Annotated in this window: 9 protein-coding genes; 5 read left to right on the top strand and 4 right to left on the bottom strand. The window is 65.3% G+C overall.

Features of this window, described 5'->3' with window-relative positions; all coding sequences use genetic code 11:
* Positions 1-21 precede the first annotated feature (21 nt).
* Positions 22-1,311 (top strand): DNA cytosine methyltransferase, encoded by a 1,290-nt coding sequence (locus ACF1DX_RS14470; protein WP_391791497.1) that lies wholly within the window; start codon positions 22-24, stop codon positions 1,309-1,311.
* A 191-nt stretch (positions 1,312-1,502) separates the two neighbouring features.
* A complete protein-coding gene (locus tag ACF1DX_RS14465; protein WP_391791496.1) occupies positions 1,503-2,105 on the top strand; it encodes a very short patch repair endonuclease in 603 nt (200 codons plus the stop codon).
* 10 nt (positions 2,106-2,115) lie between these two features.
* On the opposite strand, the gene ACF1DX_RS14460 is transcribed toward ACF1DX_RS14465, so the two are convergent.
* Positions 2,116-2,304, bottom strand: coding sequence for an AbrB/MazE/SpoVT family DNA-binding domain-containing protein (locus tag ACF1DX_RS14460; RefSeq protein ID WP_132929941.1), 189 nt, complete (start codon positions 2,302-2,304; stop codon positions 2,116-2,118).
* A gap of 227 nt (positions 2,305-2,531) precedes the next feature.
* On the opposite strand from ACF1DX_RS14460, the gene ACF1DX_RS14455 reads away from it, so the two are divergent.
* The 3 genes from ACF1DX_RS14455 to ACF1DX_RS14445 are packed head-to-tail and all read left to right on the top strand — an operon-like array spanning position 2,532 to position 7,161.
* Positions 2,532-4,865 carry an ATP-binding protein gene (locus ACF1DX_RS14455; RefSeq protein WP_391791495.1) on the top strand — a complete coding sequence of 778 codons (2,334 nt, stop codon included), beginning with the start codon at positions 2,532-2,534 and terminating at the stop codon, positions 4,863-4,865.
* A 14-nt stretch (positions 4,866-4,879) separates the two neighbouring features.
* Positions 4,880-6,538, top strand: coding sequence for a DEAD/DEAH box helicase (locus ACF1DX_RS14450; RefSeq protein ID WP_391791494.1), 1,659 nt, complete (start codon positions 4,880-4,882; stop codon positions 6,536-6,538).
* A 56-nt stretch (positions 6,539-6,594) separates the two neighbouring features.
* Positions 6,595-7,161, top strand: a complete 567-nt coding sequence (locus ACF1DX_RS14445) for a hypothetical protein (RefSeq protein ID WP_132929938.1) — start codon at positions 6,595-6,597, stop codon at positions 7,159-7,161.
* Between the two features lie 119 nt (positions 7,162-7,280).
* On the opposite strand, the gene ACF1DX_RS14440 is transcribed toward ACF1DX_RS14445, so the two are convergent.
* Genes ACF1DX_RS14440 through ACF1DX_RS14430 form a run of 3 tightly spaced genes read right to left on the bottom strand, consistent with a single transcriptional unit; the run spans position 7,281 to position 13,277 of the window.
* Positions 7,281-9,035 (bottom strand): hypothetical protein, encoded by a 1,755-nt coding sequence (locus tag ACF1DX_RS14440; RefSeq protein ID WP_391791493.1) that lies wholly within the window; start codon positions 9,033-9,035, stop codon positions 7,281-7,283.
* Between the two features lie 19 nt (positions 9,036-9,054).
* Positions 9,055-12,105, bottom strand: a complete 3,051-nt coding sequence (locus tag ACF1DX_RS14435; RefSeq protein ID WP_391791492.1) for a DEAD/DEAH box helicase — start codon at positions 12,103-12,105, stop codon at positions 9,055-9,057.
* Entirely contained in the window at positions 12,102-13,277 is a 1,176-nt protein-coding gene (locus ACF1DX_RS14430) for an RNA polymerase sigma factor RpoD/SigA (protein ID WP_391791491.1), read from the bottom strand. Before ACF1DX_RS14430 ends, ACF1DX_RS14435 begins: the two co-directional genes overlap by 4 nt.
* Positions 13,278-13,301 lie beyond the last annotated feature (24 nt).

Raw genomic sequence — 13,301 nt, 5'->3', positions numbered from 1 at the left:
CGATCTCCTGACCGTACGGCGGTGGAGCTGTTCGCCGGCGGTGGCGGCTTGGCCATGGCCGTCGGGCGGGCGGGTTTCAGGCCGCTCCTTTACAGCGAGGTCGCCACACGCGCCTGCGAGACGCTGGAGGCGAACGGCGCCAAGGAGCGGGGCCCGGAGGAGTGGATCCCGGAGCCTGGCGGGCCCGTCCCCCTCGTCAAAGGCGATGTCCGCGCGCTCGACATGAAGTACCTGAGTGGCAAGGTGGACGTGTTGGCCGGCGGGCCGCCTTGTCAGCCGTTCAGCCTGGGGGGGATCGCCAAGGGGGACGAGGACAAGCGGAACATGTTCCCGGAGATGTTCCGTGCCGTTCGTGAGATCCAGCCGAAGGCCGTCATCTGCGAGAACGTGGTCGGTCTTCGACGTAAGTCCTTCGAGCCCTACTTCCAATACATCCTGCGGGAGTTGGCCTACCCCTACCTGGAACGCGATCCGGACAGCACCTGGCAGGAGCACGACGCGCTACTGCGTGCCTACGATGCCGACCTGAAGGCCGGCCGTGCCTCCGATCCGTCCGGGGGCCACGAGCTGTATGACGTCGTCGCTACGACCGTCAACGCGGCGAACTACGGGGTACCGCAAGTCAGGAACCGGGTGATCATCGTCGCCTTCCGCCGAGACCTCGGGGTGGACATTGAGGCGTTCGAGCGGAGCGTGAAGCCCACCCACTCACATGCCGCCCTGGTCCGCTCCATGCGGGAGGGCGACTACTGGGACCGCCACCAAGTGCCGGACCACGTCCGCGATCGAGTCATGGCGGAGCTGCCGAAGCAGACCGCCTTCGATACCGAGGAGGCGTCACTCCTTCCCTGGAGGACATTCCGTGACGCGCTCGCCGGACTGAACGGTGAGCCGCCCCTGCCGCCCGTTCCCTGGGCACACCTCGACCGACAGGAGCGCTACCTGGGAGGCGTGACGAACCACATCGGCTGGCCCGGCGCGCGCATCTACAAGGGGCACACTCCCAACGAGCTGGACCGCCCGGCGAAAACGGTGAAGGCGGGCGTCCACGGGGTGCCGGGCGGTGAGTCGGTGATGCTGACTGACGACCGCGTTCGCGACCCCTCCGCTCCGGGCGGATGGAGGTACAAGCACCGGTACATGACCGTCCGGGAGACGGCTCGCGTGATGACGTTCCCGGACAATTGGGTGCTGGAGGGTCCACGAGGAGAGCAGATGCGTCAACTCGGGAACGCCGTTCCCGTTCTGTTGGGTGAGGTCTTCGCTAAGGCAGTGGCTACCGCCTTGGACAACGCGCGGAGCACACGGTGACCTCCGCGAAAGCGACTCCACGCCAGGCCCGCTGGAAAGACAAGCAGCCACCCGAGCGGGCTTGGAAAGGGCGGCCTGGCAGGACGAGGGCTCAAGCGACGGCGGAGCAGGACAAAGCCGCAGGCGGGCCGGACCGGCGCTGGGTAGACTTGGGCGATGGCCGCCGAGCGCGCGCGTCCGTCGAGCTTAAGATGCTGACCAAGACCCGCCGGATCCGGGCCTATTTGCGCTGGTCGGACAGGGGGACCACGCGAAAGCCCGTGTACCTCGGGGAGGTCGACCACGCCACCCGACGCGAGAACCTCGCCGAGGCTTGGCGCAGGGCAATCGAGCGTGGCCACGTGCTGCCCGAGGAGGAAACGCCGGCGTCGTCCTGGGCGGCGAGCCGCTCGGTTCGTGCCTCCATGCGGGGTAACCGATCACGTGACACGACCCCGGAGAAGCTCCTACGCAAACACCTGCATGAGCGGGGCGTGCGATACCGCGTCTCGCATCGCCCTATGGCGAGTGTGCGGCGAACCGCTGACGTGGCCTTCCCCGGCGTGAGGGTGGCCGTGTTCGTGGATGGGTGCTTCTGGCACGGCTGTCCGGATCACTGCCGGTGGCCGGGAACGAACGAGGAGTTCTGGCGAGACAAGATCGAGGGGAACCGCGCGAGGGATTCCGAGACCAACCGTCTGTTGGAGCAGTCGGGGTGGCTGCCTGTGCGGGTCTGGGAGCACGAGGACCCATCGGAGGCGGCTGACAAGATCATCGCCCTTGTGAGGGCGCGGCGCCGGGTCACGGCTCCTTAAGACGCGTGCTTCACAGGTCGCCATCTCCCAGAAGGTCGGCGACGGCGTCCTCAGCGCGACGTAGCACGATGCGGCCGTCGCCCGCGCTATAGGCGAGCAGACGGCTGCCGCATCCAAGGCCGGCCTCCGCCAGTAGGCCCACGGGCAGCTCGACCCGACCGTTCTCATCGATGGTTACCTCGGCGGGCTCTCGGATCATGAGAACCAGTCTGGCATGCGTGAGGAAGGATCGTCGGCGGTGCGTCGCCGCTGGTGCGCGGGCTGGTCCTGCGGATCCCGAACTGATTGTCAGTGGGCGTCAGTAGAGTAAACGCATGCTGACGCGAGGTATCTGGGGGGGCGAGTCGCGGGCAACGCGAAGCTCACTCCCCGCCGGTCATACGCACTTCATCAAGGACGACGCGGTCACCCGGGGAGCGACGACGCATGTCTGAGGGCCAGTACATCAACGTGATGCCGCACCCCCGCATCCTCGGTGTCCTGGGAGACATCGAGTTCGCGGCCTGGCAGTGCCTCGCCGAGCTCGTGGACAACGCCTTCGACGTGTTCCAGTCCTCTCCCGAGACGGGCGGCGAGAGGCCCACCGTGAGCATCTCGCTGCCGACCGCGCAGGACTCCCGGTCTACGGCTGAAGTGATCGTCCAGGACAACGGCCGAGGCATGAGTCTGGACGAGGTGCGTAATGCGATCAGCGCTGGCTGGAGCGGAAACGGCCGACACGGCGCGCTCGGTCTGTTCGGCATGGGCTTCAACATCGCGACAGCCCGCCTCGGTCGCAAGACGGTCGTCCGTACAGGGCGTTCCGGCGACTCCTACTGGACCGAGGTCACGCTTGATCTTCCGCAGATCGAGGCGTCAGCCGCGTACCAGGCTCCGTACCGCCAGGTGCCCAAGGCGAACCCTGCTGAGCACGGGACCGTCATCACCATCAGCGACCTCAAGGGAGAGCAGTTCGAGGCGCTTCGTCGCCCCAACGCCCTCAAGGTGATCAGGGAAAAGCTGGGTGATGTGTACAGCTACCTCCTCACCGAGCGGGGCTTCCGACTGACGATCAACGGCAAGAAGCTGCCTCCCAGGAAGCCGTGTGTCTGGGATGAGAAGCGCACCGTCACACGGCGAGGCGTTGAGATCAGCGCCGTTCAGCGCATAGACGTCCCCCTCTCGGACAAGAAGGCGTGCATGGCCTGCGGGTACTGGAACCCGCTCGACGTTGATCGCTGCCGTGAGTGTGACCAGGACCGGCTTGAGGTTCGTTCCCGCCGTATCTGGGGCTGGCTCGGGATCCAGCGCTACGTGCACCGCACGGACTATGGCATCGACTTCCTGCGCAACGGCCGGAAGATCCTCCTCAAGGACAAGCGGGTCTTCTACTGGACCGACGAGGATGGCCTCGGCGAGCCGGAACTCGAGTATCCGATCGACTCCAAAGCGGCGACTGGGCGCATCGTCGGGGAGATTCACTGCGACCACGTCACCCCGAACTACCAGAAGACAGCTTTCGAGTTCGAGACCGCCGAGTGGCACCAGGTGCTGCGGGCCATTCGTGGGGAAAGCCCGCTGCGACCGGAGATCGCCAAGCGGCGCCAGCTACCGGAGAACGACAGTCCGCTCGCGCTCCTGTACTCGGGCTTCCGCCGCCAGGACCCCGGCCTGAACTACTTGGTACCCGGAAACGGCAAGGAAGCCATCCACGAGAAGACCGTCCAGTGGGCGAAGCTGTTTCGGGACGACCATCCCGACTACCAGAGCGACGACATCTGGTACGAAGCCGCCTACAGCCACGATCATCCGCACCAGGACGACCCGGGTTCCGACTCGGACAGCGACACCGACGAGCTCCTGCCGGGCCTTGGGCCCGTAACTCCTGGCGAGGAGGACGACGATCAGGAAGTCCCCGGGGCAGAGGACGTACCGCCGGCCGACGATCCGGCGCCGGCAGAAACCTTCGAACAACGGCTGCAGCGTTATCGCGACAACGCGGACCAGTTCCCCGACCTCGCCGGCGAGTACTTGATTCCCGAGATGGGTCGGATCGAACTGAGGGTCTGGGCCGTGCGGAACCAACGACTCACCAACGCCAAGGATCAGGAGACCCCGGCCTTCGCCATCATGCTGCGCTCTCCGCAGCTGGAGGTCTTCGTCGACTCCGATCACCAGCTCTACCGAGAGCACGGGGCGGACATGCGTGACATCGCGCTGTTGGAGACGGCCGAGTACATGCGCGTCCGGCAGAACGACAACTCCACGCCGCTGTCGCAGTTGCTGCTTCTGTTCAAAGAGCGCTCCTCCAGCCCCCGCCTCACCCCGACCGCGATGGCCGACGAGGCCGAGCGGTTGTTGGAGCGGATCCGCACCCTGATGGCCCCGGTGATCGCGGAGACCCCTGCTGTTCACTGGCTGCAACTACGAGCGGACGAGAGGGAGGCCGCTGAGGAGCGTTTCGCCTTGGAGTCCGAGCCCGGGCTCGACTGGAACGAGGCGGTGAACAATGGCGACTTCATCCGTTTCGCTCCCGCCAGTGCCGTCCTGCGCGTCATCAGCGAGTCGCCGGCCCTCTTTATGGACGGAAAGGTCTTCCGACGCTCCTATGCCGCGCTGTCGGCCTCGGACGCCCGTGACTTGATCGTGGAACGCTTGATGAACCCTCTGAGCGACCTGGCGCTCCTCGCACAGCACCGGCCGAAGGTCACTCCAGAAGAGTTGGGGCGTATTCGCGTCAGCTGCCGCTTGATCGCCCGCGACCTCGCGGACGACAGCTGAGGATCGGAGAGGCGATGCACAGCTTCCTGGACCCGGGCCCACTTCTCGACGCCGGGCCACTGCAGTTCCCCAGGCGCGTCGAGCGGCTCCTGTGGCATCTCGGTTTCACGGACGTCGCCGTTATCGATGGCTCCGGTGACGAGGGTGGCGACGTCCTCGCTCGTCGGAAGGGAGAGCTGTGGGTCTTCCAGTGCAAGTGGAAGCGACGGGGGGTCGTCGGCGCTGACGCCGTGGACGAGGTCGACAACGCGCGAGACCACTACAGCGCGCATCAGGCAGTCGTCGTAACCAACAGCCGCTTCAGCTCGGAAGCCCGGCGCCGAGTCGACGTTCTGTCCCGTATCCGTCCCAGCATCCACCTCTGGGAGGGCGGTCACCTCGCCCGCAGCTTCGAAGGGGTCCCGCCCCGCTTCGGGGAGGTGACGCCTCGCCCTTACCAGGCCGAGGCTCTTTGGGCCCTGGACAAGGACCTGGACTCACATGGACGCGCCCTGCTCATCCTGGCTACGGGGCTCGGCAAGACCGTGGTCGGCGGCGAGGTCATCGCGGCGCACCTCCGCCGTCACCCATCGGATCAGGTTCTCGTAGTCGCTCATGCCAAGGATCTCGTCCAGCAGCTGGAGCGCGCCCTCTGGCGACACCTCCCCAAGGACATCCCGACCCGTCTCCTGACTGGGGACACCCGCCCGGATGACCTGTCCGGAGTGACGTGTGCCACGGTGGGCTCCGCTCTGCCAGCCGCCCGCTTCGGCTACCGGCCGGCACTCGTCATGGTTGACGAGGCTCACCACGTCGGCGAGGACGGTCAGTACGACGAGTTGCTCGACGTGCTGTCTACCGCTAGGCAGTTCGGAGTCACGGCCACACCTTGGCGGGGAGACTCGCACGACATCAGCCACCATTTCGGGCCGGCGAGCTACACGCTCGGCATCGAGGAGGGCATGCGTCGGGGTTACCTGGCACAGGTGGATTACCGGTTGTTCGTCGACAACGTCGACTGGGATGTCGTGAAAGCGGCTAGCGAGCACGAGTACGGCCTAGCTGACCTCAACACCCGTCTCTTCCTGCCACAGCGGGACGAGTCCATCCGAGATGAGCTGGCTGCCGCATGGGCAGCAACCGCCAATCCCCGAGCCATCGTGTTCTGCCGCACAGTTGAGCACGCCGAGCGACTAGCCGAACTACTGCGTCGCACCCCCTTGTGGTCCGGGGCCCTGGCCCTGCACGCCGGCCTGGCCAAACGTGAGAGGCAAAGCCGCCTCCTAGCCTTCCGTAGCGGCGACGTCCCCATCCTCACCTCGGTTGACATCCTCAATGAGGGGGTGGACGTCCCCGACGTCAACATCCTCTGTTTCGCCCGGGTTACTCACTCCCGGCGCATCTTCGTCCAGCAGCTGGGAAGGGGGTTGCGACTCCGGGAGGGCAAGGAGCGGGTGACGGTGCTCGACTTCGTCAGCGATCTACGCCGCATCGCGGCGGCCCTCAACATGAAGCGAAGCCTGGAGGGTGGTGAGGTCGAAGTCCTGGACCAAGTCGCCCCATCACAAATTGAGTTCAACGACCAACGGGTTGCGACCCTTATGGAAGAGTGGATCAAGGACGCGGCCAGTCTCGAAACCGCGTACGACGAGCACCGCCTGCAGTTCCCGTCCGCCCTCGCCGCCTTGGAGTAACCGCCTTGCCGCAGCTCAACCTTCCGGAAGCTCTTCGACGTCGCATCCTCCTCAGCATGTACCGCACCGCCGACGAGCTGGATTGGGAGTTCCTGGGCAATCCCGGGAAGACCGCTCAGTACCGCCGATGGTTCGATGACCCAGATATTGGCGGGGAGCTGCGAAGGTTTGCCAGCGACCAGGACGTCCGGGTATGGATCAAGGACGTACCGATGAAGGAGTACGCCAGGGCTCAGGAGGGTATCGGCAACTTCGTCCCGTACGTCCGCCGCCGTTTCCGCGGGGCGGACGAGGTTGTCCAGTTCTTCTGCGGAGCTGGTTGGTCCGTGGTCCCGGACACGGTAGAGGGCAAGCCCAACCACTGTCTCGCCACTGACGGCAACGCCACGCGCTACATCTGCTGGGGTAAGGCCGGGGTCCTGAAGGACCTCATCTGGGCAGCGCTGAACGAGGCCATCGACTCACCTACCCGCCCCGGCATCGTGATCACGACCAGGGACGGTGAGACGATCCCCCAGCACGTGCGCGAGCGTCATACTCAGCTGGCGAATCACTGCGGCGTCGATCTCGATCACCTGCACCGCTCCATGATCGATAATCCCGACCTGACCACGATGCCATAGATCACGACCCTCCGGATCATCCACAGCCGCCCAGCTCCGCAGGCCAAGGTCCTGGAGGATGAGGCCAGCGCTCGCCCCACCTGGCTGGAAGGGCGAGCGCCGAGGCGATGGCGTTCAAGTTATGACTTGTGGTGTGCGGTGGTGGCGAGGAAGCCGTCGGGGCCGAAAAGGGCAGTGCGGTTCAGGTATCGATTGAAGTGGTCACACGCTGGCTCGCCTAGGTGCAAACAGGCGGGGCAAGCGCCGCCATTACGTTCGCAGGCCGGATCCATGGCACACCTGGATTCGGCGCCGGCGATGCTGCCGAGCAGAATGTGTAGGTCATTCTCAAAGACAGCTTGCAGGCCACCCAGGACGAAATCGCCGCGGCTGGCAGCGAAAACGAAAAAGCCGTTGTGTCGAGGGATGAGGTATTCGCCCAGTCCTTCTCGGTCGACACCAGCGAAGACAGCGAGTTGACGGATAGCCCGGTGTGCGTAGGAGTGGATAAGGGTGAGAAGGTCCCGGCCGACAGGCGAGGCGTCCTCCGGGTCACTAAAGCGAGAAGGCGGGGTCACGTGGGCGGCGAGAACAGTGCGGGCGGTGCGCGCGTCAGTTGCTGGCGGGAGCACGTGCCCGCGTTGACGCAAGACGGTGTGGACTAGGAGCGGATCGAGGCGGAAGAACAGCGCCTCAGTGGATCGTAGATCAGCATAGATTCGTCGTCCGCTCTTTCCCGTGAACAGACTAAGGCGGGAGTTACCAGGCTCGCCTCCGCCTCTTGTATACCCGTATACGGCCTTGAGGACGGGGAAATCTGTGAACAGATCCACCCCCGAAAGGCCAGCGCGCCGCAGAGCCGCAGGATAATCGCCTTCATAGCGGGTTCGAACGGCGAGCGGAGTCGCAGGGGTGATGAGGTCGGCAATGCGCTGGCGGGAGCCCTTCTCGGTCGCCGCCAAGGCGACGTCTACGGCCTCCCGTTCAGCGGCCTCGATTTGCAGGCTGGGGGCACTGGCGAGTTCGCCGAGGTCTTCCTCAGCACCCAGTTCACCTGCTTCGCCAGCCACAGCGGCCATCTTCTCGGCAACCGCGCGGGTCAGCCCAGAAGCGACGAGCTGGTCGACTAGGGAGGTCTCGGTCTGGCGCCCCGCGCCTGGCCGGGAGTCATCAAAACCACCCAAGGCCCAAACCAAGGCACGACGCGGTCCCCCAGACTCGGTTACACGGCGCATCGCGGCGCGGCTTGCTGGGTTGATTTGCGTGAAGGTCTGGGGCGTATAAACGCTGGCGGATCGATGGACGTTGTAGCGCAGGTACTCAGCGTTCTTGGCCTCGGAATACCTACGCCCGCAGGGACACTTGCGCCATGCGAAGCCTTTCTGGATCTCCTTCTGGCAGACGGGGCACTCGAATCGGATGCGCGCGGCGTCCATGCTCGACTGGTGGGGCATGCGGACCTGCCGATGCTCACGGCATAGAGGAATCGCTGGTTGCTCCAGCAGTCCACAATCGTGGAATCCGACGAAGTGCAGCTGTCGCCAGTGATTATTCCCGCACTGGCAGGTCTTGGCGGCGCCGGTCTCTACACGCCGGCACACTCTGCACACCCATACCAAGGGAAAGCGCTCGACGCGCACTCCTCGTTCGGGATTAACGCCGACGACTTCGACCGGACCGCCCGCGCGTAGGTAGTTCACCGCAGTGGCGTCCAAGCCGCGGCCCACCCAGCCCTCGAGTTCGGAGATTAGGCGGCCTCTGATGATCGAGTCCTCGACATCAACGGGGCGCGGGTCCTTCCATTCGGTGGTGCGCCAGATTCCGCCCTTGAGGTCAGCGGTCTGCTGCGGGAGGAAGCTGTAGAGGATCTGGGATCCGCTGCGCTCGTCCTTCATCGCTGTGCCTTCCCTGTGGTTAGTCGTCGCTGACGGGGATCTGGGCTTCGACATCGCGCAGGGAACGCATGGGGGCGCGCGCGAGCAGCTGGTTGGGCCACTTGGCTCCGTCTCCGGGGTTCTCGAGGCGCATGAAGTAAGTCTCGAGCTGCCGGGAAACGTCGGACAAGGCCAGATGGTGTTGTTCAGCCACGCCCAGGGCGGCGGCGCAAGCTCTGGCCTCCTCCTCGGCGGTCAAGCCTGTCTGGGTGGTGAACTTGCGAAGCAGGTCCACGGTGGTCAACCGTCCGCCAGCAGAACGCGGTTCGTGGACGAACAGACGGCGGGACTCGATTGCCGCGCTGGTAGTCAACTCCAGTACACGACGGCTGGCGCGGGTGATGGGAATGGGTTCCACGAAGCGGTCGCCCTGCTCGATGAAGGGCCGGAACTGGGAGAAGACGGCGGAGTCTCGTTCGCGGCCGATCTTGTGGATGACGTAAACCAAGCCGGGATGAGCGCGTCCTACGCGGGCCGTAGCCTGAATGAACTCCGCGGTTGTCAGCGGCACACCGAGCACCGTCATCACGTTCAGCCGGTCGACGTCCACGCCGTGCGAGATCATCGAGGACGCAGTGACGACGTGCAGGCGCTCCAGGAAGTTGGCCTCCGGGCGCAAGAGGCGCTGCAGGGTCTCGCGCACTTCTTCGAAAGGAGTCTGCCCTGTGAGTTGGGCGGCGTTGAGTGGGCTTACGGGGACCTGGGTTCCGAGAGAGCGCCGGGCGGCCTCGACATCGCGCACGGTATTGCCATACACGACATGAGTGCCGTAGAGGTTCAGGAGCATGGGCACGTGGACGAGGTCGACGCCTGCCTGAGCGCATACGGCCTGGGGCTCGTCGAGCAAGCGGCGTACGGATTGCTGGAGGATGGTCGTAGTGCGGTCTGAAACCCACTCGAGTGTGACCCCGCGCGGCCACACCGCGACGAACCTGCGCAGCAGCCGATCCGTCTCACGAGACCAAAAGGACTCGCGAGCGGAAGGCCCTGGAACCGGGAAGACACGCCCTCGTCGGTTGTACAGGACCTTCACCTGGCGCTCAAATCCAGTGAGAGTCGCCGACGAGGCGATGATTTTCGGGGCTCGGCCGGTGAGTTCCGTCTGCAAGGCGTCCAGCAACGACTCGTAGTGAGAGTCCACCGCGCCGAGGGAGTCCCGGAGCAGGTGCAGTTCGTCTTGCAGTCGGAAGGAGGGGGCGAATCGCGCGCGGTCCCGAGCTGCCAGGGGGGTGGTGTCACCAGGACAATCGGGGACCAGACAGCCGGTTGGCCGTTTGGCTCGCTTCGCGTAAGTGAACCCATGGCCGGGACGTGAACAGCGCCCGGCCGGCCCCTCGAAGAATCCCCGCATGCCTCCCTGCATGGCGATCAGAGCGGCCTTGTCCAGCGTGCCGATAACGACGGTGGGCAGGAAGCGATAGATCTCCTGGTCGACGACGTACACCGGTAGCGGCTTGCCTTCGCTGGGGCACCCAGTCGCGACGCACAGGTGACGCAGGGTCCAGTCACCGCGGTGGAACTTCATGCGGATCTCCTTGGACCCGCAGAATGGGCAGGCGGTGAGGACCTGGTAACGGTCCGCCATACGAGGTTCGTCCACGTCGATGGGGTTGTGATCCGTGGGCGCGGTAGGGACTTCGTTCGGGGTCGCGCCAGCGCCGATGAAGTAACCCAGGGAAATAGGCTCTCCACCGATCATGCATTCGCGACGCACCAGCTCGGCTGCGGCCAGGGCATCCGCGAAGCGCTGGGTCTGCTGGAGGGACAGCATGCGTAGCGGGAATCGACTCCAGGCCGTGATGCCTGCGAGCTTCCCGCGTAGCCGATCGTAAAAGGCGGCTAGGACGAGCAGACCGAGATACGTCTCGGTCTTGCCGCCACCGGTGGCGAACCACACGATCTCCACCTGCTGCCAGTCTTCACCTTCATTCACCAGGGAGGGCAGCACTGAGAGGATGAAGCCGATCTGGAACGGGCGCCAGCCGGCGTAGCGCCCACGGGCCGCGCGGCGCATGGCACGGTTCATGAGCTGGAAGGCTTGGCGTAGATCGGCGTCCCGTTCCAGAACGGCCGCGCCCGCACGTAGCCGCTGGAGTTCGGCCGCATGCTCCGCAGCGGCTTCCACGGCTTCTTGAAGCATCTCCGGCTTCCAAGATTCCTCTGTGGCGCGGCGTTGCAAGGCTTCCGAAGACCAGTGCTCAAGCCCCCATGCCTCGTACGCCTCTACCAGTCGCGCGAGGGTGGCCACCGGTTCTTGGGCAAGGTTCTCGAAGGTCAACGGCAGGAGCCGTGCGTCGGTTCGCTCAAAGGTGTATTCAGGACGGTATCGATCAACAACCACTTGATCGGTCGTTACAAGTTCATTGGCGCTCCGGACAGCAACGCCACAGTTGATGCCGATGGCCGGCAGGCGCCGGTCGTAGCGAAAACTCTCGGGCAGGGATTCGAGCAGGAAGGGAGTGGTCAACAGGTCGAGGACCGTCAGTTCCACCTCGAAGAGATGGCGCTCGCCTCGCTGACGTGAACCCTCAGGCGTGGTGTTCACGAGTTCCACTACGAGCTCAGGACTGCCGCGCCAGGACTCATCTGTCACGCGCACTTCCGCACACGAGCCCACCGCCCCCGCGGCATCAAGGGCCTCGGCGATCTGGCGCCCGCCGAAGGCCGCTCCCGCAGCGCCCAAGGGGACTTCGATCGGCAACACTACGTCGATCGACGCCGTCTTCTCCCACTTCTCGCCTCGTCCCTCCGAACCCCGCACCTGGTTCCAGGCCAGCGCCCGCACGCGCGCCCGCAAGGTCCATGGCCCCTCGCCCTCAGGCCGCACTCGCAGGCCAATCGCGCATGGGTCCATGCGCCGCTCCCTGCGTACTGTGGCCGCCTCGCTTTCCGGAGCCAGCCGACCCAACCAGTACACCCCGGCAGGGTCCGCGTCCAGGACGTCGTCCCGATCGCCTCGACCCTCCGCGGTTACCTGGCTGTCGAGCCAGTCCACGAACCGGCTCTGTGCATCCACCGCGTCCTGCGTCACGCCGCCTCCATCGCCAAAAACTCCAGCGTCAGCCGCTTAAGGCGGCAGCTACCCCGCAGACGCTCGAGCAATTTCTTCTCCAGTTGCCGCACTCGCTCACGAGTGCAGCCGAATTCCTTGCCCAGCGCCTCCAGCGTCATGGGATCCTCGCCGTCCAGGCCGAACCGTCCCTCCAACAACCGCGCCAAGCGTGGGTCGGCGTCAGTGAGCATGGCGCCGATCGTCCCCAAGATCTGATCCTTCAAGAGCCGCCGAATGATCTCGTCCTCCGGCCGTTCCACCTTGGATGCGAGTACCAAATCGCCGAGCGTGGCGCCGCCCTCCTCGTCTACCGGAACATCCAGGTGGATAACCGGGGCGGAGTAGTCCAGCAGTGCGCGGATATTCTCCGGCTTCTCCCCCAACCCCTCGGCCAGTTCCACCACGGTGGCGGAACGCCCATTGCGCTCCTCGAAACGTCGCGCGTACTGCTCCACGCGGCGCAGGTCGTCACGGACATGCACCGGCAAGCGCACCACGGAGCCGGTGTTCGCGATGGCCCGGGTTACCGACTGCCGCACCCACCAACTCGCGTACGTCGAGAACTTGTAACCCATGGTCGGATCGAACTTCTCCGCCGCGCGGTTGAGACCGAGAACCCCTTCCTGGATCAAGTCATCCAGTTCCAGGTCGCCAGCACTCGCCAGATAGCGCCTCGCGATGTCGATAGCAAGGCGTACGTTGTGCCGGACCAGTGTCTTGCGAGCTTCCTCGCCGTCACGAATCAGCTCAGCCACATCACCGGACGCCTCACAGTCGACCGCGGGCTCTTCCGTCCTCAGAGACTCCTCCGCCCGCAGCCCCATCTGGATGCGTCGCCCCAGCGCCACCTCTTCCTCGGCCGCCAAGATCCGATGACGTCCCAGCCGCCCCGGGTAGGCGTCCGACTGTTCTCGACCGCTGAATCCCGTGGGCCTGGCGTCCGCCTCGGCTCCGCCACTGGCCAAAGCGTTGTTCTGCGCTTCTTCGCTCAGCACCCCGTGCTCACGCAGGACGGCCAGGACACGGCCCAACCGCTGTGGATCAATACCCCGGCGGCTGGCCACCTGCACTACGTGAGCGCGCTCAAGTCGGCCAAGGCGCTCACTGTCCTCCAGCAACGCCTCGACGCAGGCTTCGATCACGTCTTCCACGCTGAAGACGCCCTCCCCTGAAAT

It is taken from the genome of Streptomyces sp. NPDC014676 (genome assembly GCF_043084105.1).
GTDB lineage: Bacteria > Actinomycetota > Actinomycetes > Streptomycetales > Streptomycetaceae > Streptomyces.
The sequence above is the reverse complement of the archived record's forward strand: the minus strand, read 5'-3'. Positions and strand labels throughout refer to the sequence as shown.